Here is a 19,991-nt window from a genome sequence, read left to right as displayed (position 1 = left end):
GCCGGGCGGCCGGCCGGCAGCGCCACGTCTCCCTCATTGATTGTTCATGTGCTTTTCGGCATGACCACCCCGTCCCTGCCGCCGGTGCCCACGCGCGATGGGCGCTGCGCGGAAACTTTTGGATCGCCCTGGCGTTGCTGCCCGGGCTGAATGAAGAGGTTTTGACTGATGGCTGGCGGGAAATGGGTCTACACCTTCGGTGACGGCAAGGCCGAAGGCGAGGCGGGCATGAAGAACCTGCTCGGCGGCAAGGGGGCGAATCTCGCCGAGATGAGCAATCTGGGCCTGCCCGTGCCGCCCGGCTTCACCATCACCACCGAGGTCTGCACCTGGTACTACGATAACGGCAAGAAGTTCCCGCCCGAGCTCGAGGCTCAGGCAAAGGCGGCGCTCGACGCAATGGGCGCCCTGACCGGCAAGACTTTCGGTGATCCGGCCAACCCGCTGCTGGTCTCAGTGCGCTCCGGTGCCCGTGCCTCGATGCCGGGCATGATGGATACCGTGCTCAATCTCGGTCTGAACGACGTGACCGTCGAGGCCGTGGCGAAGGCCTCGGGCGACGCCCGCTTCGCCTGGGACAGCTACCGCCGCTTCATCACGATGTATTCCAACGTCGTGCTCGACGTCGATCACGGCCATTTCGAGGAGGCGCTCGAGGACTACAAGGAGCGCAAGGGCTACCACCTCGACACCGATCTCGGCGCCGAGGACTGGAAGGTGCTCGTCGGCAAATACAAGGACATCGTGAAGAAGGCGCTCGGCAGCGACTTCCCGCAGGATCCGCAGGCGCAGCTCTGGGGCGCCGTCGGCGCGGTGTTCTCCTCCTGGATGAATGCGCGCGCGATCAAGTATCGCGAGCTGAACAACATCCCGGCCGCCTGGGGCACGGCGGTCAACGTCCAGTCGATGGTGTTCGGCAATATGGGCGACACCTCAGCCACCGGCGTGGCCTTCACCCGCAATCCCTCGACCGGCGAGAACGCGCTCTACGGCGAGTTCCTGATCAACGCCCAGGGTGAGGACGTCGTCGCCGGCATCCGCACGCCGCAGGACATTACCGAGGCCGCCCGCAAGGAGGCCGGCTCCGACAAGCCTTCGATGGAAAAGGAGATGCCGGAGGCCTATGCCGAGCTTTGCCGCATCTACGGCATCCTCGAGAAGCACTACCGCGACATGCAGGACATGGAGTTCACCATCCAGGAGGGCAAGCTCTGGATGCTGCAGACCCGTTCCGGCAAGCGCACCGCCAAGGCGGCGCTCCGGATCGCGGTCGAGCTTGCGACCGAGGGGCTGATCTCGCAGGAGGAGGCCGTCGGCCGCGTCGAGCCCGGAGCGCTCGACCAGCTCCTGCACCCGACGATCGATCCCAAGGCCGAGCGCCGCATCCTGACTACAGGCCTGCCGGCTTCGCCCGGCGCCGCCGCCGGCGAGATCGTCTTCAACTCCGATGATGCCGAGGCCGCCAAGAAGGCCGGCCGCAAGGTCATCCTCGTCCGCGTCGAAACCTCGCCAGAGGACATCCACGGCATGCACGCCGCCGAGGGCATCCTGACCACGCGCGGTGGCATGACCTCGCATGCCGCGGTCGTCGCGCGCGGCATGGGCAAGCCCTGCGTCTCGGGCGCCGGCCAGATCCGCGTCGACTACGCCAAGGGCACGCTGACCGTCGGCAACACCACGTTGAAGGCCGGCGATTTCCTCACCGTCGACGGCGGCAACGGCCAGGTCCTGCTTGGCGAGGTGAAGATGCAGAAGCCCGAGCTGTCGGGCGAGTTCGCCACGCTGATGGGCTGGGCCGACAAGGTGCGCCGCCTCAAGGTCCGCGCCAATGCCGAGACGCCGGACGATGCCAGGATGGCACGCGAATTCGGCGCCGAGGGCATCGGGCTTTGCCGCACGGAGCACATGTTCTTCGACGAGAACCGCATCCAGGCCGTGCGCGAGATGATTCTCGCCCAGGACGACAAGGGCCGCCGCGCCGCGCTTGCCAAGCTGCTGCCGGTGCAACGCCAGGATTTCGTCCAGCTCTTCACGATCATGCAGGGGCTGCCGGTCACCATCCGCCTGCTCGATCCGCCGCTGCACGAGTTCCTGCCGCATGGCGAGGCCGAGATCGCCGCCGTGGCCAGCGCGCTCGGCGTCACGGCCGATGCCCTCAAGCACCGGGCCGCCGAGCTGCATGAATTCAACCCGATGCTCGGCTTCCGCGGCTGCCGTCTCGCCGTTGCCTTCCCTGAGATCGCCGAGATGCAGGCTCGCGCCATCTTCGAGGCGGCCGTCATCGCCGCCAAGGAGACCGGCAAGGCCGTCATTCCCGAGGTCATGGTGCCGCTGGTGATGGGCGTGCCTGAGTTCGATCTGGTCAAGGCGCGGATCGATGCGATGGCCAAGGCCGTGATCGAGGAGAGTGGCGTCCCGGTGGACTATCAGGTCGGCACGATGATCGAGTTGCCGCGCGCCTGCCTGCGGGCACAGGAGATCGCCGAGAGCGCGGAGTTCTTCTCCTTCGGCACCAACGACCTGACCCAGACGACGCTCGGCATTTCCCGCGACGACGCCGCCTCCTTCCTCGGCGCCTACACGGCCAAGGGCATTCTCGCCTCCGATCCCTTCGTCACCATCGACCAGGAGGGCGTCGGCGAATTGGTGAAGCTCGCCGCCGAGCGCGGTCGCAAGGCCCGGCCCGACATCAAGCTCGGCATCTGCGGCGAGCATGGCGGTGATCCGGCCTCTGTCGGCTTCTGCGAGAGTGTCGGCCTCGACTATGTCTCCTGCTCGCCCTTCCGCGTGCCGATTGCCCGCCTCGCGGCGGCGCAGGCGGCGCTGGGCGCGGTCAGGGCGAAGGAAGGCTGAGATGATGCGACGGGCACGCCCGCCCGTTGCCAGAGACACGCGGCGCGATCGGCCCTCGCCGATGCGCCGCTGCAAGGCCAGCCTATCGCTTCGCGACCGCCTGCGCCGCGAGCGCCGCGATCTGGCGTAGCCTCGCCTCGTAGGTTTCCAGCGAGGGCGGCTGGCCCATCTTCGCGCCGACCGCAGCCTGTGACAGCGTCTCGACGATCGTGTCGGCGGCGAGCGAGCCGAGCGCGATCTCGCCCCTGGCCGCAGCCTCCGTCAGGAGCCTCGTCGCATTGGCGGTGAAGATCCCCTCGAAAGCCTGGATCTCGCGCAGCGCGATGCTCGCCATCACCGCCTTGAGCTCGGCCAGGTGCTCGCCATCGCCGAAGGCGGCATAGCTCGCGCCGAACTGCGCCAGCATCAGCTCCTCGAGCTTCTCGGAGAAGGGCAGGGGCCGCGCCATCACGGCCTCGCAGAGTGCTGCGATCCGGGCGCCGAAGCGTTCGATCATGGCGCGGAAAACGTCGTCCTTGCCCTTGAAATGTAGGTACAGCGTCGCCTTCGCGAGGCCGGCCTCGCGCGCCACATCCTCCATCGAGCTGCGCTTGAAGCCATAGCGCGCGAAACGCCGCAAGGCCGCATCCGCGATCTGCTCGATGCGGGTCCTCGCTTCATCCGGCACGGCCGGGGAACAATCTCGTGAGCTGATCATTCTCAGTCTTGACGAATTCCAGACTCTGCGCGACCATACCAAATAGACTGGATTAATCCAATGAGTCTATTTCGGTGGTCGCGGGCCATGTCCGCGGTCGCTGCCGACGCTATGCCGGATCGGGTTGCCAGATAACCCCCGCGGCAGGGCGACGTTCCGGTTCTTCACACGGCATTTCATATCCGCGAGGCAGCCATGGCCCATACGCTCACCGTCAATGGACGCACCCATAGCGTCGATGTCGACGCCGACACGCCCCTGCTCTGGGCGATCCGCGACAATCTCGGCCTGACCGGTACCAAGTTCGGCTGCGGCGTCGCGCAATGCGGCGCCTGCACCGTCTGGATCGACGGCCAGCCCGTTCGCTCCTGCGTCACGCCGATATCAGCGGTCGAGGGCAAGGTGACCACGATCGAGGCGCTTGAAGGCAAGGAGGCGCAGGCCGTCCAGGCGGCATGGGACAAGATCGACGTGCCGCAATGCGGCTACTGCCAGTCCGGCCAGGTGATGAGTGCCGTCGCCTTGCTCAAGGAAAATCCCAAGCCCAGCGACCGCGACATCGACCTCGCGATGAACGGCAATATCTGTCGCTGCGCCACCTATGCCCGCATCCGCACGGCGATCCACACCGCCGCCCGCACGCTGGAGGGCTGATATGACCGCACATGACGTCACCCTTTCGCGCCGCTCGCTGCTTGCCGGTGCGGGCAGCCTCATCATCGCATTGCAGCTGCCCAAGGCGGCTCGCGCCCAGTCCGGCGCCGCACAGGCCTTTCGCCCCGCCGGAGCGGCGACCTTTGTGCCCAACGCCTTCATCCGCGTCGCCGCCGACGACAGCGTGACCGTTCTGGTCAAGCATATCGAGTTCGGGCAGGGACCCTTCACAGGTTTGGCCACCCTCGTCGCAGAGGAAATGGACGCCGACTGGGCCCAGATGCGGGCGGAACATGCCCCTGCCGACGTCAAGCTCTACGCCAATCTCGCCTTCGGCGTGCAGGGCACCGGCGGCTCGACAGCCATCGCCAACTCCTTCGAGCAGATCCGCAAGGCTGCCGCGACGGCGCGTGTCGTGCTGGTGCAGGCTGCGGCGCAGGCCTGGAAAGTACCGGCCGGCGAAATCACGATCGAAAAGGGTATTCTGAAGCACGCCTCGGGCAAGCAGGGCCGCTTCGGCGAATTCGCTGAGGCTGCTGCGAAGCTGTCCGCGCCTGCCGACGCTCCGCTGAAGCAGCCGTCGCAGTTCAAGCTCATCGGCAAGGAAGGCGCGGTCAGGCGCATCGACGGTGCCGACAAGGCCCGCGGCAAGGCGCAGTTCACCATCGATATCAGCGCTCCGGACATGCTGACCGTGGTCGTGGCCCGGGCGCCGCGCTTCGGCGGCAAGGTCGCGAGCTTCGATGCGGCTGATGCGCTCAAGGTCAAGGGCGTCGTCGACGTCAAGCAGATCGGTTCGGGCGTTGCGGTCTATGCGCAGGGCATGTGGCCGGCGCTCAAGGGCCGCGAGGCGCTGAAGGTCACCTGGGACGAGAGCGAGGCAGAGAAGCGCGGCAGCGCCGAGCTCGTGGCGGAGTACCGCGCGCTCGCCCGTACGCCGGGCAAGATTGCCGGCCAGCATGGCGATGCCGAGGCCGTGCTCGCCAGGGCCGAGCGGGTGATCGAGGCGGAATACGTCTTCCCCTATCTGGCGCACGCGCCGATGGAGCCGCTCGATGGCTATCTCGAATGGAATGCGCAGGGCGCAATCGCTCGCTTTGGCAGCCAGTTCCAGACGACCGAGCACCAGACCATCGCCACGATCCTCGAACTGCCGCCGGAGAAGGTGCAACTCGAGACCATGCTCGCAGGCGGCTCCTTCGGCCGGCGCGCGCAGGTCAGCCAGCATCTCGCGGCCGAACTCGCCATGTGCGCCAAGGCAATCGGTCCGAACCGGCCGGTCAAGCTTGTCTGGACGCGCGAGGACGACCTGACCGGCGGCTATTATCGCCCGCTCTTCGTCCACCGCATGCGCGGCGCGGTGAAGGACGGCAAGATCACCGCCTGGACCAACAGCATCGTCGGCCAGTCGTTCATCCTCGGCACGTTCTTCGAGCCGATGATCGCGAAGGACGGCCTCGACTCGACCATGTTCGAGGGGGCGAGCGAGCTGCCCTACGAGGTCGCCGATTTCCGCTGTGAGGTGCATGCGACGAAGGTCGGCGTGCCGACGCTGTGGTGGCGCTCGGTCGGTCATACCCACACCGCCTATGCGGTCGAGTGCTTCATGGACGAATTGCTGCAGGCGGCGGGGCAGGATCCGGTTGCCGGCCGCCTTGCCCTGATGGGCAAGGAGCCGCGCCTCGCCGGCGTGCTCAAGGCCGTCGCGGAGCTGTCGAAATGGACGGGCCCCGATGCCGGGAATGGCCGGGCGCGCGGCGTCGCCGTGGCGGAGAGCTTCGGCTCCTTCGTGGCGCAGATCGCCGAAGTTTCGGTGGGAACGGATGGTGAGCCGAAGGTCCACAAGGTCTGGTGCGCGATCGATTGCGGCATCGCGGTCAATCCCGACGTCATCCGCGCGCAGATGGAGGGCGGCATCGGCTTCGGCCTCGGCCATGCCCTCTATGGCGAGCTGACGCTCGACAAGGGCAAGCCCATCCAGACCAATTTCGACAGCTACCGTTCGCTGCGCATCCACGAGATGCCGGAGGTCGAGGTCGCGATCATCGCCTCCGCCGAGAAGCCGACCGGCGTCGGCGAACCCGGCGTCCCGCCGATCGGGCCGGCCGTCGCCAATGCTCTGGCGCGCCTCGGCCAGGGGCGCCCGCGCCAGCTGCCCATGGTCGGAGGGATGGTCTGATGCTGCGGCAGTCCCTTCTCGCAGCGGCCGCCGGACTTGGGCTCGCGCTCGCCGGCACGGCCATCACGACGGCTCAGACACCGACCCCGCCAGCCGGTACGCTGCGCTCGGTCGAGAGCTTCCAGTCGATCGCCCAGCGCGAGGCGCGCTCGGCGGCGCTGTTCACCGAGATGGGCAAGGTCCTGCAGCATCCGCGCTGCGTGAATTGCCATCCCGCGACCGAGCGTCCGCGTCAGACCGACGCGCAGCGCCTGCACCAGCCGCTCGTCGTGCGTGGCAAGGACGGGCATGGCGCACCCGGCATGGCCTGCTCGACCTGCCACGGCAAGGAGAACTTCGATCCGGCTCGCGTGCCGGGCGACGGCCACTGGGCACTGGCGCCCGCTTCGATGGCCTGGGAAGGCAAGACGCTCGGCCAGATCTGCGAGCAGATCAAGGACCCCAATCGCAACGGCAGCCGCGACTTTGCCGCGCTGATCAAGCATGTCGCCGAAGACACGCTCGTCGGCTGGGCCTGGCGCCCGGGCCCCGGTCGCCAGCCCGCGCCCGGCACGCAGGACGAGTTCGGTGCGCTGCTCAAGGCCTGGACAGAAACCGGCGCCGTCTGCCCGCGTTGAAACGGGCCACTGTATGAGGAGGCGGTGGGCTTGCCCGAGCCCGCCGCCACTCGCCTTTGGGTGGGTCGCTGGACCCGCATTGCAATTTGTGCTAGCTCCGCCCATGTAAGACGAGATGCGGCCGGGTTCTGGCCAATCCTCCGCGCGGGTTCTCCGGTCGGCGGGCACGAATCAGATCCACCACACATCGACTACAAGGCCATGGCAGGCGTCCGCGCGCCGCGCCGTGTCTCCACAAGTTACGCGGATCTGAAACGTAAGGACTACCTTCCATGAACAAGGGCACCGTCAAGTGGTTCAACGCCACCAAGGGCTACGGCTTCATCACCCCTGAGAACGGCGGCCAGGACGTGTTCGTCCACATCTCCGCCGTCGAGCGCGCCGGCCTGCGCGAGCTGGTCGAAGGCCAGGTCGTGTCGTTCGAGCTCGTTGCCGATCGCAAGACCGGCAAGTCCTCGGCCGGCAACCTCGCCGTCGCCTGATACTGACGACTATCGACCGGGCAGGCGCGTTGCGCCCGCCCGGTTTTGCAAAGACACCTCCCGGCGCTGTGGCTTAGCGGTTCGCCGGCAGGGAAGAGCAAATACTCAAGGCCGGGCGCAATCCGGCGGCACAGCCGAAATCCACATGTGCCCCTTGCGTCGCGGCGTTCGGAAAGACCTGTTTTGACTCAATTCACCAACCTCGGCCTGGCCGAGCAGCTTCTCAAGGCGCTCGCCTCCGAAGGTTACACCACGCCGACGCCGATCCAGGCGCAGGCCATTCCTCCCATTCTGCAGGGCCGCGACCTTCTCGGTGCCGCCCAGACCGGCACCGGTAAGACGGCCGCCTTCTCCCTGCCGCTGCTGAATCGCCTGCTGACGCAGCCGCGCCGCATGGAGGCCCGCTCCGTGCGTGCGCTGATCCTGTCGCCGACGCGTGAGCTTGCAGCCCAGATCGAGACCTCGATCCGCAACTACGCCCAGTTCACCACCATCAAGTCGACGGTGATCTTCGGCGGCGTGCCCGTCGGCAAGCAGATCCGCGCGCTCGGCCAGCATGTCGACATCCTCGTCGCCACGCCCGGCCGTCTGCTCGACCTCGTCGACCAGCGCGCCGTCTCGCTGCGCGACATCGAGTTCCTGGTGCTGGACGAGGCCGACCAGATGCTCGACCTCGGCTTCATCCATGCCCTGCGCCGGATCGCGACGCTGATCCCCAAGAAGCGCCAGACGCTCCTGTTCTCGGCGACCATGCCCAAGCCGATCCGCGAGATCGCCTCGGCCTATCTGACCGATCCGGTCGAGGTCGCGGTGGCGCCTGTTGCGACCACTGCCGAGAAGATCGAGCAGCGCGTCATCCATACGACGCCGGGCGACAAGCCGGCCCTGCTGGCGAAGACCCTGAGCGTGCCCGAGATGGACCGCGCCATCGTCTTCACCCGCACCAAGCACGGCGCCGACAAGGTCGTCCGCCAGCTCGAGGTGGCGGGCATCAAGGCGGCCGCGATCCATGGCAACAAGAGCCAGGGCCAGCGTGAGCGGGCGCTCGGTGCCTTCCGCGACGGCGATCTGCGCATTCTCGTCGCCACCGACATCGCGGCCCGCGGCATCGATGTCGACGGCGTCAGCCATGTCGTGAACTTCGACCTGCCGAACGTGCCCGAGACCTACGTCCATCGCATCGGCCGCACCGCGCGCGCCGGCGCCTCGGGCCAGGCCATCGCCTTCTGCACGCCGGAAGAGCGTGGCGATCTCGCCGCGATCGAGAAGCTGACCCGCGTCGCCATCACGCCGATCGGCGAGGTGCCGTATTGGGACGGTCGTACCCCGAAGAAGCCGCCCCAGAACCAGGGCCGCGGCGGGCGCGGCCAGCAGGGCGGTGGCCGCGATCATGGCCGCCCCCAAGGCGAGCGCTCCGGGCAGCGTCATGGTGGCAAGCCTGCCAATGGCGGCAACGGCCAGCATGCCGGCGGCCAGCGCCATGATGCGCCGCGCAACGATCGGCCGCAGCGCAGCGAACAGCCTGCGCAGCGAAAAGACGGTGGTTCCGCCAAGGAAGGACTTGGCGGCGTCGCGTTCTTGCAGCAAAGAACACAGCAACCACGCACCAACGGCGCCCGGCGGCGCGCGAACTGACGCAGCGACGCCAGAGCCGGAGCGGACCAGCAAATTGAAGCCGGTCCGCTCCCCGCGCCAAAGGGCACACGAAGGACAACGGGATGGCTAAAGAAGAACTCCTCGAATTCGACGGCACGGTGGTCGAAGTGCTGCCGGACGGCAACTATCGCGTGAAGCTCGACAACGACCACGTGATCCTGGCCTACGCGGCAGGCAAGATGAAGAAGAACCGCATCCGCACCATCGCTGGCGACCGTGTGGTCGTGGAGATGTCGCCCTACGATCTCGATCGCGGGCGCATCAATTTCCGCCAGAAGACCGCCGGCCCCGCGCCGAGCGGCCCGCCGCGCAACCAGAACTTCCGTCGGCGCTGATCGGCGCCATGCGGTTTTCGCGCGCCGAGCTGGTTTTCGTCGCGTTCGGCGCTGCCCTCGGCGCGATCGTATCCGCCGTGTTCAAGGCGGGCTGGCTGGCGCCCTCGGCCAGCTTCCCGCCCTTCGTCCTTGTCCTGCTTGGCCTCGGCCTCTCTGAAATCGTCGCCGGCTTCGCGCTCGGCCGTTCGCCGGGCGCCCTGATCGGCATGCCCGCCCGCATGCTCGCCTTCCTGCTCGGCGTCGGCGTGCTGGCGCTGTTGATGGGCGGGCTCGGGTAGGGCAGGCGGTGGAGCGGCGGCCTCCGGCCGACATCCCTTATGCGGAAGCCACAAAAAAACCCCGGCCGGAGCCGGGGTATGAGTGGTCTTTTCCGTAGTCAAAGGGTCTACATGTAAAACTCAGTAACCGGCTCGCTGCCAATGCTGCGAGGCGGGGCTCACCAGCACCTTGCGGTGCCGGGTCTCGTATACGGCCGGGATGGTCTGGCTGACGACCTGGGTCGGGCGCACCATCACCTTGCGCTGCCGCTGCGTGTAGACAGCGGGAATTGTCTCATACTCGACGGTCGCCGGCGTGACCTCGACCGTGCGCTGCCGGATGCCGTATTGCGGTCGGTCATAGACCCAGCAGCCGGTGGTGCGCCCATAGGCGTCGGTGGTGACCTCCCAGCGCTTGCCGCCTGGCGAGATCAGCACCTTCTCGGAGATCGTGGAGTAGGTCGCGGGAACGTGACGCGGGATCTGCCTGGCCGGCTGGATCACGACGTTTTCGGTCACGTAGTCATACTGTGCCGGGATGACCTGGCGCTGCGTTTGAGCCTCTCGCACCAATTGCGTCTCCGCGATGGTGCCGTAGATCGCCGGGGTCTGAACCAAATTGTAGCAGGCGCTGCCGCGGCAGCCGCCGGCCTGGGCCGCGGTCGCGCCCAGCAGCAGCGCAACGGAGACGGCCGTAGCGGCAAGAGCCGGAGCGGTGAAAGCCTTGATCGTCATGCCGAAAACCTGCCCCCGCCAGTCCTGTGCGGCGCTTGGCGCCGCTCGTTGACCGGAGAAAGCCGGGAAAGCGTGATGAACGCAAGGTAAACGCCGAAACAAGGTAAAATTAACCAAGCCGGGCATCGTCTGTGGATTCACGCAGTTTGCGTTTGCGTGAAGCGAAACGGTCGCATTTGAGCGGATTCCACGGGGCTTTGACGTTCCGTCGCCCGAATTCGCGTTGGCGGCGTGATTCAGGGCAGGCCGCGCAGCCTTGCTGCTCCGGAAGCGGTCATGGACCGCCGGCGCGCTTGGACGGATGCCGGCACGAGACGCCGCGATACTGGTCTGTTTCGGAGTCAAAGGGGCTGCGCGTCGAGCTCAGTAGCCGGCCCGCTGCCAGTGCTCCGAGCCGGGGCTGACCAGCACCTTGCGATAGCGGGTCTTGTAGCCGGCGCGGATGGTCTCGTTCACGACTCGAGTCGGTCGGACCAACACCCGGCGCTCCCGCTGCGTGTAGACGGCGGGAATGGTCTCGTACTCGATCCTGGCCGGTGCGGATTCGACAAGGCGCTGGCGAAATCCGTACTGCGGTTCGTCATAGATCCAGCAGCCCGACGTGCGGCCATAGATGTCGGTCGTGACCTCCCAGCGCGGGCCGCCCGGCGCAATCAGCACCTTGTCGGAGATCGAGTAGTACTGTCCCTCGACATGGTGGGGAATTTGCCGTGCGGGTTGGATCAGCACCTTCTCGGTGACGGTGGCGTAGCGGGCCGGGACCACGCGGCGGCGCGTCTGCGTCTTTCGCACCAGTTTCCGCTCGGCGACCGTGGCATAGGTCGGCGGCGTCTTGACGAGATTGTAGCAGGCCGTGCCCTGGCAGCCATCGGCGTGGGCGGCGGTGGGAGCCAGCAGCAGAGCAGCCGAGAAAGCCGAGGCTGCGAGCGCCGAAACGATGTGGGCCTTGTGTGTCATGCCGACAAGCTGTCCCGCCAACCTTGCGTGACGCTTGCGCCGCCGTGGGAGGACCAGCGTGGTGAAATCGCCGCTCGACGCGATCAGTTGGTGGCCGGTCGAGCCGCTGACGGGCCCAAGAGTGCACTCAGCAGCCGCTGCTCGCCCCGCCCGGCTGCCACCTGCTCTCGCGCCGGCGTGTGCGGGCAGTTTACGACCTCGATGATCGAGCCCGGAACGAGCTGACGGCAGCGCGTCTCGATGGGCCGGAGATCGGACAGCCCCACCATCGCCAGCGTGACGGCCGAGATCGCGACAAATGCCGCCGCGCAGAGAGCGTTCATGGCCACCTCCTGAAGGTTCTCAGAAGGTAACGGTCGAGGAGGGCGACTGTTCCGCCTGCCGGTCTGCGCGGGCTGGCGAGCGGTTGGCCCAGGCGCCGATAGCGACCGCCGAATAAGGCAGTCAGCCGTGTGGGCGGTCACCACGAAGCGGGTGCGAGAGGGGGTAGATCAGCCCTCACGGACGTGCCGCTGCACCTCGGCTTACGTCTGTCCCGGCCGCAGCTTGTAGAAGACGTGCTGGCCGATCGTGTCCATCTTCTTGAGTTTCTTCGCCCAGTAGGGCCGGACATATTGGGCGTGATAATGCGTCGAGGCGCCGACTTCGGGCATGTAGGTAGTGCCCTCATAGACCTCGCGGGCGATGCGGACCGCGGCGCGCCACGGCTCCGGCTCGGTGATGCGCAGCGACTTGCCTTCGCAGGTGAAGGTGAACTGGCAGGCGAGGTAGCGGTTGCTGTTCTGGTAGACGACGCCGCAGACGGTGTCGGGGTAGAGCCCGCTCTTGACCCGGTTGAGCACGACCTGCGCCACCGCGGCGCGGCCCTCTTCGGATTCCGAGCGCGCCTCGAAGTAGACCGCTTCCGCCAGGCAGCGCTGCTGGCGCGCCATGTCCCCTGCCGCGATCAGACCGGTATAGATCTCGCGCGGGCCGGGCTCGGCCCTGCCGCCGCGCCGTTCGGACGAGGCGGGGCCGCGCGCGAGCAGGCCCGGGCGCTCCGGCGCAAGGGGGAGTGCGAGCGCCGGAACCAGCGTCGTCACGCTGTAGGAGACCGCAGGCGTCGACGAGCCCCGCGCGATCTCGGAGGTGACACCGGGCGTCGCGCCGTCGATCGTGCGCGGCACCGCGCCATAGGGGTTGGCGGATTTCAGGGCATCGGGCGAGGCGTCGGAGAGAGCCGGATCGGTCAGGCCCTGGTCCTCGGCATAGGGCTCGAAGCCGATCTGGGGCCCGGTCAGCGCCTCCGCCTCACGCAGCGCGTCGAGCGAGAAGCCACCTGAGATCAGGCCCGGCTGGTTGTCGCCGAAGACGACGCGTTCCAGCTCGCGCGGCGCCTTGGCCGAGATGCTCGGGCGCAGTCGGGGCAGGGCATCGCCCTTGGCTGTGCGATCGACCTCGGGGAAGCCGGCGACACTGCGCTTCATCTCCTCGCGCGGCTGGCGCGGATCGATGGCGACGCGCCGCTCGGGGTCATCGAAAGACAGATGCGCCTGCCGAACCGCCGAAGACAGGGAGAGGCCGGGAAGCCGGAAGGCGCTGGCCGCGATCAGCATCGACGGCCCTTCCTCGAGCTCGGAGTCGGGGCCTGGCAAGGTGCGCGACAGGGACGTGGTGGGGAGAGTGTCGATGCTGAAATTCTGGCCGGCCGAGGCGGTGAACGAGACCAGCATGCCGACCGAGAGCGCCCATGGCGCCGTTGTCGCCAGGGCCCATTTCAGCCCGAGCGATCCAATGCGTCTCGTACGCCGGCGCAAACGCAAATGACTCAACTCGCTCACCCGTTTTGAACACGAGGGTAGCGACCGGCGCGCGACCGGCGCGCTTTCGCATCGTTCCGTTATCACCTCGGTAGGGTTGAGCGGGGGTTAACGCGGCGAGCGGAAACGGCCCGTTCATGCGCTTCCCATGCAATCGCGTGATGCGCCAGGCCACGAATTCGCGTTGTCGGACTTCGGCGATCGGCGGTAACGTGCAGACACACGCCCCCTGTCAGGTTCCGGAGATTCGCAATGAGTGTCACGCCGAGTGCCGCCCCGGGGCGTAGCTATGCCCCGGAAATCATCGTCGCGGCCGGCTGCCTGATCGCGCTGATCACCTTCGGCCCGCGCGCCAGCGCTGGCCTGTTCCAGATCCCGATGACGGTGCAGTTCGGCTGGGGCCGCGATACCTTCGGCCTGGCGCTCGCGATTCAGAATCTGCTCTGGGGCCTCGGTGCGCCCTTCGCCGGCGCCATCGCCGACCGATTCGGCATCGTCAAGGTGCTCTGCACCGGCGCGCTGCTCTACGCGCTCGGCCTCGTCGTGATGGCCCATGCCACCTCGCCGCTGCAGCTTCATCTCGGCGCCGGCGTGCTGATCGGATTTGGCCTCTCGGCCTGCTCGTTCAATCTCGTCCTCGCCGCCTTCGGCAAGCTCCTGCCCGAATCCTGGCGCCCGATGGCCTTCGGCGCCGGAACCGCCGCCGGCTCCTTCGGCCAGTTCCTCTATCCGCCGATCGGCAACATCCTGATCGAGCAGATCGGCTGGACCCAGGCGCTCATCGTGTTCGCGCTGACCCTGCTGCCGATCCTGCCGATCTCGATCTTCCTGTCGACGCGCAAGCTCGGCGGCACCGTGCAGGCTGCGGCCGCGAACCTGCCGAACCAGTCGATCGCGCAGGCGCTGTCGGAAGCGTTCAAGCACAAGAGCTACGTCTTCCTGGTGCTCGGCTTCTTCACCTGCGGCTTCCAGCTCGCCTTCATCACGGTGCATATGCCGGCTTACCTCAAGGATATGGGTCTGCCGGCCTGGGTCGGCGGCTGGACGCTCGCCGTCATTGGCCTCGCGAATGCCGTCGGCTCTCTGTCGTCGGGCTGGCTCTCGACGCGCATGCCCAAGCGCCATCTGCTCGCCTGGATCTATTTTGGCCGCTCCGTCGCGATCGCCGCCTTCATCATGTTGCCTGCGAGCCCGGTGACCTCGATCGCCTTCGGCATCGTCATCGGCCTGTTCTGGCTCTCGACCGTGCCGCCGACCTCGTCGCTGGTCATGCTGATGTTCGGCACGAAATACATGGCGATGCTCTATGGCTTTGCCTTCTTCTCGCATCAGGTCGGCGGCTTCCTCGGTGTCTGGCTCGGCGGCCTGCTCTACGAAGCCGCGGGCTCCTACATCATCGTCTGGTGGCTCTCGATCGCGCTCGGCATCGCCTCCGCGCTGATCAACCTGCCGATCGTCGAGAAGCCCGTGGAGCGCACGGTTCCGCAGCCGGCCTGACACGCGCTGACGAAAGGCGGAGGCCGCACGGGTTGCCGTGCGGCGCAGGTTGCGTATCTCCTGCGGCCAAGAACGTTCAGGAGGAGATGCCCATGCCCACCTTCAAGGCCCTTGTCGCGACCAAGGGCGAGACCGGCACCGATCTCGCCTTCGCGGATTTCGCCGAGAGCGACCTGATGGAGGGCGACGTCACCGTCCGGGTCACGCATTCGACGGTGAACTACAAGGATGGTCTCGCCCTGACCGGCAGGGCGCCGGTCATCCGCCGCTGGCCGATGATCCCTGGCATCGACTTTGCCGGCCGCGTCGAGACGTCAGACCATCCCGGCTTCAAGCCGGGTGACCTCGTCGTTCTCAATGGCTGGGGCACGGGCGAGACGCATCTCGGCGCCTATGCCCAGAAGAGCCGCGTCAAGGGCGACTGGCTGGTGCCGCTGCCCGCCGGCCTCAACCCGGACGAGGCGATGGCGATCGGCACTGCCGGCTACACCGCAATGCTCTGCGTGCTGGCGCTGGAGAAGCATGGCCTCAAGCCTGCCGATGGGCCGGTCGTTGTCACGGGCGCGGCCGGCGGCGTCGGCTCCGTCGCCGTCGCCTTGCTGGCGAAGGCGGGCTGGCATGTCGTGGCCTCGACCGGGCGGGCGGAGGAGGCGGACTATCTCAAGAGCCTCGGCGCCGCCGAGATCATCGACCGCAACGAGCTGTCGGCTCCGGGGCGGCCGCTCGGCAAGGAACGCTGGATCGCAGGCGTCGATGCGGTCGGCTCGCACACCCTGGCGAACGTCCTGTCGATGACGCGCTATGGCGGCGCCGTGGCAGCCTGTGGTTTGGCGCAGGGCATGGACCTGCCGGCTTCGGTCGCACCCTTCATCCTGCGCGGTGTCTCGCTGCTGGGCGTCGACTCGGTGATGTGCCCGACGCCGCGCCGTCTCGAGGCCTGGGCGCGCCTCGCCAGCGACCTCGACCGCCAGAAGCTTGCCCTGATCACCAGCACGATCCCGCTTGCGGATGTCGTCGAGACCGGCCGGGCGATCCTGGACGGCAAGGTGCGCGGGCGCGTCGTGGTCGAGATCGGCTGAGGTCTGTCTCAGTGGGGCGTCAGTGCCGCCGCCGCGCGCCTCAGCACCTCTTCGCGCTTGGCCTGAAACGCATTCGTGATCGCTCTCACCGCTGCCAGCGTCTCCGGTGAGGCGCTGCTCGGCGAGCCACCGGCAAAAGGCGGAGCCGGATCGTATTCGATCATCAGCTGGGTGGCCTTGGCCCGGTCTTCGCCGAACAAGGCTGCCATCAGGCTGAGCGCGAAATCGATGCCGGAGGTCACGCCTGCTCCCGTGATCCGGTTGCGATCATGGACGACGCGCTCTGCGACCGGTTCGGCGCCGAACAGCGCGAGTTGCGGAAGCGCCGACCAATGGCAGGTGGCGCGATAGCCGCTCAGCAGGCCGGCCGCCGCAAGCACCAGAGAGCCCGTGCAGACCGACGTGATGTAGCGTGCATTCTCCGCCTGGCGGCGCAGGAAATCGAGGACCTGCTGGTCTTCCAGCAGCGCGGCGATTCCGAGGCCGCCGGGGACGAACAGGATGTCGGCCTGCGGGCAATCGGCGAAGCTGCAGCTCGGAAGGATCCGCAGCCCCGAGCCGTCTCGCACCGGCTCGACATCCTTCCAAACCAGGTGCAGCGACAGTTCCTTGTAGCGCGCCAGGACCTCATAGGGGCCGGTCAGATCAAGCTGGGTCAGGTTGGGGTAGAGCAGCATGACAACATGCATGGGCCACTCCTTTCGATGGGAATTGCCCAGGCGCGCGGCTCCGATGTTCGCGCTCCCCGATGGTCATCCATCTTGCAGCGCCAGTCGCGCGAACGGTTGGACCTTAGATGCCCTTACCACCTCCGGCAATGACGGTGCGTCGTGGTCGAGAGTGGCTGGCATCCGCTGAAAACCCGCCATGAGAGCGCAGGGTTGTTCTTGATTTAGATTGCAACCAATGATTGCATATCCTGAGCGTGCAATCATTGGGGGAAGCGATGCAAGCGGACGGTCTGTTGGGCGCCTTGGTGCTCGCGGGGTTGATGGGGATGGTGGGGCAGGGCGCGCGAACCATCGTCGGGTTGAAGAAGCTGCACGACGTCAACGCGTCCCAGCCGCCGGGAAATCAGGATGCCTTCCTCGCCAGCCGCATGTTCGTCAGCCTGATGCTTGGCTTCATCGCCGGCGTGCTGGCCGCGCTGGCGCTGGGCGTCAAGGATCTGGTGGGCTCTACGGGGTTCAGCGGAGAGATGCTCCTCGGGCTGATCGCCGCCGGCTATGCCGGCACCGATTTCATCGAAGGCTTCATGGAGAAGGTGCCGCTGCCGGGCGCAGGCGCAGGCGCCGTCGCAGGCCCGGGCTCGACCGGCTCTGGCGTCGCCGTGCTGCCGGATCAGTCCGGCAATGGCGCCGCGGCGAAGGTCGCGGCGCAGATGGAGGCCAACCTGGCCAGTCAGCTCAATGCGCAGACCTCCCAGTTGCAGGCAGACATTGCGTCGCTGAAGTCGACGGCCGCGGCCGGCTCGCCGGAGACCAGTTGGGCGCTGCTGACGGGGCCTTCAGCGGCATCGCTGACACCGGACCTGGTGGCGCGCCTGTTCGTGCCGGCAACGCCGCGCGCCAACATCAGGACGCATCTCCCCAACGTGCTTGCTGGCCTGCGTTCCTGCGATCTCATCGACCGCGACATGTTGCTGATGGCACTCGCCACGATCCGTGCGGAGACCGAAGGTTTCGTCCCGATCGACGAGTTCGTCAGCCCCTACAACACCGATCAGGTGGCCTTTGACAAATACGAGCCAGGCACGTCGACGGCGGTGAAACTCGGCAATATCGAACCTGGCGATGGCGCCCGCTTCAAGGGGCGGGGGTTCATCCAGCTGACGGGCCGCGACAATTACACCCGTATCGGCAGCCAGATCGGCGTCGATCTCGTCGGCAATCCGACGCTTGCGAACGACTCTATTCTGGCGGGCCGAATCCTCGCGCAATTTCTGGCGAACAACGAGGATCCGATCCGGATTGCCCTCGCGGACGGAAACCTGAAGGTGGCACGCAGGCTCGTCAATGGCGGCAGCCACGGCTTCGACCGCTTCAAGGACGCCTATGACAAGGGCTTGCGGTTGATCCCCGAAGGCGTCGAGATCTGAGGCGGGCGGACGCGGCGCGCTTACCCCGTGCCCTCGATCAGGCCGCGCAGCTTCGCCAGCTCGCCGCCGACGAAATCCATGAAGGCGCGCACGCGTGGTGCGTTGCGGAGATCCGGGTGGGTCAGGAGCCAGAGGCCGGTCGAGAAATCCGGGTCCGGCGGCAGGAGGCGCACCAGCGTCGGCCGCTGGTCGGCGATGAAGCAGGGCAGGGGGCCGATGCCGAGCCCCTGCTCGACCGCCTCGGCGAGGCCGAGAACGGCCGAGCTCCTGAGCGCGATCCGCTCCGGCGCGACCTTGTCGCGGACATAGCGCGCGGCCTTCACATGGGCGAGCTGGTCGCCGAGTGCGACCCAGTCGCGGGCGAACAGTCTGGCCGTGCCGTTACCGTCGTCCGGCTGAGAGACGTCGCTCGTTCGGCCGTAGATCGCCCAGCTCAATGTCGCGAGCCGGCGGCCGACCAGCGTCTCGCCGGGGGCGTCGCTGGCGCGGATGGCGATGTCCGCGTCGCGCTTGGACAGGTTGAGCGCCTGATTGCCGATCACGATGTCTAGCCGGATCGCCGGATGCGCCGCGCGGAACGCCGCGAAGATCGGCAGCAGCAGATGGAGATAGAGCGTGTCCGTGGTGGTGACGCGCAACTCGCCGGAGGGGGCGACGTCGCGCCCGGCCAGACGCCGGCTGAAGGCGGCCACGTCTTCCTCGACGCGGCCGGCCAGCGCCGCCATCTCGACGCCGGCGGCGGTCGCGACATAGCCGGTCTTGCGGCGCTCGAAGAGCTGCAGGCCGACATGCTCCTCGATCTGCCCGAGGCGGCGGAAAACGGTCGAGTGGTTGACGCCGAGCGCTGCGGCCGCGCCGGTCAGCCCGTCATGGTCGGCAATCGCCTTGACCAGCCGGAAATCGTCCCAGGCGAGATTGGCGTTCATTGGCGGCGATATCCTCGGGCCGGGCAAGGCAAGCCGAAATCTTGCGCGGGTGCAAGGGTGAACTGGCGCCCCTCAGCGCGGCGCGGCGGCGCGGCGCAGTCGGTCGTTGATGGCCTCGCCAAGACCATGCTCCGGTATCGTTGCAACCGCGATGGAGGGTAGCCCAAGCACGTCGAGCCTGCGCAGATGCCCGAACAGGTTGCTGGCCGCCTCCACCAGATCACCAGCCGGACTGAGGTTGAGCGAATGCGGGACATCGTGTGGCTGCGGCCCGAAGCCGAGCCATCCCTCGCCGGGCTGCGGGGCGTCGGCATTCAGTCGGACCTGCGCCGCCGGCGCATAATGCGATGCGAGCAAGCCGGGAGAGATCGGCGCCATGCCGGCTTCCCCCGCGATCACGAGCGAGCGCCCGATCACGCCTTCGATCGTGCTGCGTGGTATGCCGCCTGGACGTAGCAGGCGCGGCGCGCCGTCGAGGCAGGCGACGATCGTCGATTCGAGGCCGACCTCTGTCGGCCCTCCGTCGAGCACCGCGTCGATCCGGCCGTCGAGATCGGCGAGCACATGGGCGGCGCTGGTCGCACTGATCCGGCCGGAGCGATTGGCCGACGGAGCGGCGATCGGCCGGCCCGCCGCCTCGAGCACGGCATGGGCGAGCGGCAGCGAGGGCACGCGCAGCGCGACGGAGGGAAGGCCGGCCCGCGCCAGTTCGCTGACCTCGCAGCTTGAGGCGGCCGGCACGACCAGCGTCAGCGGTCCGGGCCAGAAGGCCTTGGCGAGGGCGAGTGCGTTGGCGTCGAACAAGCCTTGCCTGCGCGCGGCTACGAGATCCGGCAGGTGCGAGATCAGCGGATTGAAGCTCGGCCGCTCCTTGGCGGCATAGATGCCGGCGACGGCCGCGCCCGAGGTCGCGTCGGCGGCGAGCCCATAGACCGTCTCGGTCGGCAGCGCGACGAGCTTGCCCTGCCGCAACAACTCGGCGGCGCGTGCGATCCCCGCGGCATCGGCGCTGAGCCGTTCCGTTGCGCGGCTGGACGTCAGATCATGCCTCAAGATACACCCATCGTCAGGCGCTTCCGCCCGATTGACCGAAAATCGTTTACAACTAAACTATGCCGGACGCGTGACCAAAGTCGTCCTCGTCGGCGCGTGGCATCGGGGATAGTTCCT

At 67.4% G+C, this 19,991-nt stretch carries 19 protein-coding genes and 1 riboswitch; of the genes, 11 read left to right on the top strand and 8 right to left on the bottom strand.

The features are described from left to right. Positions 1-168 precede the first annotated feature (168 nt). The gene (gene ppdK / locus VGN82_RS19060) at positions 169-2,853 is read left to right on the top strand and encodes a pyruvate, phosphate dikinase (protein ID WP_327528611.1); all 2,685 of its coding nucleotides are present in this window, start codon (positions 169-171) and stop codon (positions 2,851-2,853) included. 82 nt (positions 2,854-2,935) lie between these two features. Here the strand turns inward: ppdK and VGN82_RS19055 are convergent, their stop codons facing one another. Then, positions 2,936-3,550 carry a TetR/AcrR family transcriptional regulator gene (locus VGN82_RS19055; RefSeq protein WP_327528610.1) on the bottom strand — a complete coding sequence of 205 codons (615 nt, stop codon included), beginning with the start codon at positions 3,548-3,550 and terminating at the stop codon, positions 2,936-2,938. 195 nt (positions 3,551-3,745) lie between these two features. On the opposite strand from VGN82_RS19055, the gene VGN82_RS19050 reads away from it, so the two are divergent. The 7 genes from VGN82_RS19050 to VGN82_RS19020 all read left to right on the top strand — a co-directional run bounded on the left by VGN82_RS19050 (position 3,746) and on the right by VGN82_RS19020 (position 9,751). Then, complete coding sequence (locus tag VGN82_RS19050) at positions 3,746-4,204, top strand: (2Fe-2S)-binding protein (RefSeq protein ID WP_327528609.1); 459 nt, start codon at positions 3,746-3,748, stop codon at positions 4,202-4,204. A 1-nt stretch (position 4,205) separates the two neighbouring features. Next, entirely contained in the window at positions 4,206-6,383 is a 2,178-nt protein-coding gene (locus VGN82_RS19045; RefSeq protein ID WP_327528608.1) for a xanthine dehydrogenase family protein molybdopterin-binding subunit, read from the top strand. Then, positions 6,383-7,000, top strand: a complete 618-nt coding sequence (locus VGN82_RS19040; protein WP_327528607.1) for an Isoquinoline 1-oxidoreductase subunit — start codon at positions 6,383-6,385, stop codon at positions 6,998-7,000. The genes VGN82_RS19045 and VGN82_RS19040 overlap by 1 nt, the downstream gene beginning before the upstream one ends. 272 nt (positions 7,001-7,272) lie before the next feature. Then, the gene (locus VGN82_RS19035; RefSeq protein WP_066724499.1) at positions 7,273-7,482 is read left to right on the top strand and encodes a cold-shock protein; all 210 of its coding nucleotides are present in this window, start codon (positions 7,273-7,275) and stop codon (positions 7,480-7,482) included. Positions 7,483-7,665: 183 nt separating this feature from the next. Beyond that, positions 7,666-9,117: a DEAD/DEAH box helicase gene (locus VGN82_RS19030; protein ID WP_327528606.1), complete on the top strand. Its 1,452-nt coding sequence runs from the start codon at positions 7,666-7,668 to the stop codon at positions 9,115-9,117. Between the two features lie 83 nt (positions 9,118-9,200). Then, complete coding sequence (gene infA, locus VGN82_RS19025) at positions 9,201-9,473, top strand: translation initiation factor IF-1 (protein WP_066724490.1); 273 nt, start codon at positions 9,201-9,203, stop codon at positions 9,471-9,473. A gap of 8 nt (positions 9,474-9,481) precedes the next feature. Next, complete coding sequence (locus VGN82_RS19020) at positions 9,482-9,751, top strand: hypothetical protein (RefSeq protein ID WP_327528605.1); 270 nt, start codon at positions 9,482-9,484, stop codon at positions 9,749-9,751. 120 nt (positions 9,752-9,871) lie between these two features. Here VGN82_RS19020 and VGN82_RS19015 read toward each other — a convergent pair whose 3' ends face one another. The 4 genes from VGN82_RS19015 to VGN82_RS19000 all read right to left on the bottom strand — a co-directional run bounded on the left by VGN82_RS19015 (position 9,872) and on the right by VGN82_RS19000 (position 13,233). Beyond that, positions 9,872-10,465: a hypothetical protein gene (locus VGN82_RS19015; protein ID WP_327528604.1), complete on the bottom strand. Its 594-nt coding sequence runs from the start codon at positions 10,463-10,465 to the stop codon at positions 9,872-9,874. Between the two features lie 363 nt (positions 10,466-10,828). Next, positions 10,829-11,422: a hypothetical protein gene (locus tag VGN82_RS19010; protein WP_327528603.1), complete on the bottom strand. Its 594-nt coding sequence runs from the start codon at positions 11,420-11,422 to the stop codon at positions 10,829-10,831. Between the two features lie 83 nt (positions 11,423-11,505). Then, the gene (locus VGN82_RS19005; protein WP_327528602.1) at positions 11,506-11,745 is read right to left on the bottom strand and encodes a hypothetical protein; all 240 of its coding nucleotides are present in this window, start codon (positions 11,743-11,745) and stop codon (positions 11,506-11,508) included. Between the two features lie 201 nt (positions 11,746-11,946). After that, positions 11,947-13,233 carry a cell wall hydrolase gene (locus VGN82_RS19000; protein ID WP_327528601.1) on the bottom strand — a complete coding sequence of 429 codons (1,287 nt, stop codon included), beginning with the start codon at positions 13,231-13,233 and terminating at the stop codon, positions 11,947-11,949. A gap of 240 nt (positions 13,234-13,473) precedes the next feature. Here VGN82_RS19000 and VGN82_RS18995 point away from each other — a divergent pair, with 240 nt between their 5' ends. Both VGN82_RS18995 and acuI read left to right on the top strand, forming a co-directional pair. Then, complete coding sequence (locus VGN82_RS18995) at positions 13,474-14,718, top strand: MFS transporter (protein ID WP_327528600.1); 1,245 nt, start codon at positions 13,474-13,476, stop codon at positions 14,716-14,718. Positions 14,719-14,810: 92 nt separating this feature from the next. Then, positions 14,811-15,797 carry an acrylyl-CoA reductase (NADPH) gene (acuI, locus tag VGN82_RS18990; RefSeq protein ID WP_327528599.1) on the top strand — a complete coding sequence of 329 codons (987 nt, stop codon included), beginning with the start codon at positions 14,811-14,813 and terminating at the stop codon, positions 15,795-15,797. Between the two features lie 8 nt (positions 15,798-15,805). On the opposite strand, the gene VGN82_RS18985 is transcribed toward acuI, so the two are convergent. After that, entirely contained in the window at positions 15,806-16,486 is a 681-nt protein-coding gene (locus VGN82_RS18985; RefSeq protein WP_327528598.1) for a DJ-1/PfpI family protein, read from the bottom strand. 17 nt (positions 16,487-16,503) lie between these two features. Continuing rightward, positions 16,504-16,584, bottom strand: a riboswitch (ZMP/ZTP riboswitch). Positions 16,585-16,932: 348 nt separating this feature from the next. Between VGN82_RS18985 and VGN82_RS18980 the strand changes: the two genes are divergently transcribed. Further along, entirely contained in the window at positions 16,933-17,895 is a 963-nt protein-coding gene (locus VGN82_RS18980; RefSeq protein WP_327528597.1) for a glycoside hydrolase family 19 protein, read from the top strand. Positions 17,896-17,915: 20 nt separating this feature from the next. On the opposite strand, the gene VGN82_RS18975 is transcribed toward VGN82_RS18980, so the two are convergent. Both VGN82_RS18975 and VGN82_RS18970 read right to left on the bottom strand, forming a co-directional pair. Beyond that, the gene (locus VGN82_RS18975; RefSeq protein WP_327528596.1) at positions 17,916-18,821 is read right to left on the bottom strand and encodes a LysR family transcriptional regulator; all 906 of its coding nucleotides are present in this window, start codon (positions 18,819-18,821) and stop codon (positions 17,916-17,918) included. Between the two features lie 72 nt (positions 18,822-18,893). Beyond that, entirely contained in the window at positions 18,894-19,874 is a 981-nt protein-coding gene (locus VGN82_RS18970) for an L-threonylcarbamoyladenylate synthase (RefSeq protein ID WP_327528595.1), read from the bottom strand. Between the last annotated feature and the right edge of the window lie 117 nt (positions 19,875-19,991).

Origin of the sequence: Allobosea sp., assembly GCF_035999205.1 — a bacterium.
GTDB lineage: Bacteria > Pseudomonadota > Alphaproteobacteria > Rhizobiales > Beijerinckiaceae > Allobosea.
This window is presented reverse-complemented; position numbering and strand designations above follow the sequence as displayed.

Excerpts from the sequence above, each read along its gene's own strand:
- ppdK (WP_327528611.1), top strand. The coding sequence starts at position 169 with ATGGCTGGCGGGAAATGGGTCTACACCTTCGGTGACGGCAAGGCCGAA.
- VGN82_RS19055 (WP_327528610.1), bottom strand. The coding sequence starts at position 3,550 with ATGATCAGCTCACGAGATTGTTCCCCGGCCGTGCCGGATGAAGCGAGG.
- VGN82_RS19050 (WP_327528609.1), top strand. The coding sequence starts at position 3,746 with ATGGCCCATACGCTCACCGTCAATGGACGCACCCATAGCGTCGATGTC.
- VGN82_RS19045 (WP_327528608.1), top strand. The coding sequence starts at position 4,206 with ATGACCGCACATGACGTCACCCTTTCGCGCCGCTCGCTGCTTGCCGGT.
- VGN82_RS19040 (WP_327528607.1), top strand. The coding sequence starts at position 6,383 with ATGCTGCGGCAGTCCCTTCTCGCAGCGGCCGCCGGACTTGGGCTCGCG.
- VGN82_RS19035 (WP_066724499.1), top strand. The coding sequence starts at position 7,273 with ATGAACAAGGGCACCGTCAAGTGGTTCAACGCCACCAAGGGCTACGGC.
- infA (WP_066724490.1), top strand. The coding sequence starts at position 9,201 with ATGGCTAAAGAAGAACTCCTCGAATTCGACGGCACGGTGGTCGAAGTG.
- VGN82_RS19020 (WP_327528605.1), top strand. The coding sequence starts at position 9,482 with ATGCGGTTTTCGCGCGCCGAGCTGGTTTTCGTCGCGTTCGGCGCTGCC.
- VGN82_RS19015 (WP_327528604.1), bottom strand. The coding sequence starts at position 10,465 with ATGACGATCAAGGCTTTCACCGCTCCGGCTCTTGCCGCTACGGCCGTC.
- VGN82_RS19010 (WP_327528603.1), bottom strand. The coding sequence starts at position 11,422 with ATGACACACAAGGCCCACATCGTTTCGGCGCTCGCAGCCTCGGCTTTC.
- VGN82_RS19005 (WP_327528602.1), bottom strand. The coding sequence starts at position 11,745 with ATGAACGCTCTCTGCGCGGCGGCATTTGTCGCGATCTCGGCCGTCACG.
- VGN82_RS18995 (WP_327528600.1), top strand. The coding sequence starts at position 13,474 with ATGAGTGTCACGCCGAGTGCCGCCCCGGGGCGTAGCTATGCCCCGGAA.
- acuI (WP_327528599.1), top strand. The coding sequence starts at position 14,811 with ATGCCCACCTTCAAGGCCCTTGTCGCGACCAAGGGCGAGACCGGCACC.
- VGN82_RS18985 (WP_327528598.1), bottom strand. The coding sequence starts at position 16,486 with ATGCATGTTGTCATGCTGCTCTACCCCAACCTGACCCAGCTTGATCTG.
- VGN82_RS18975 (WP_327528596.1), bottom strand. The coding sequence starts at position 18,821 with ATGAACGCCAATCTCGCCTGGGACGATTTCCGGCTGGTCAAGGCGATT.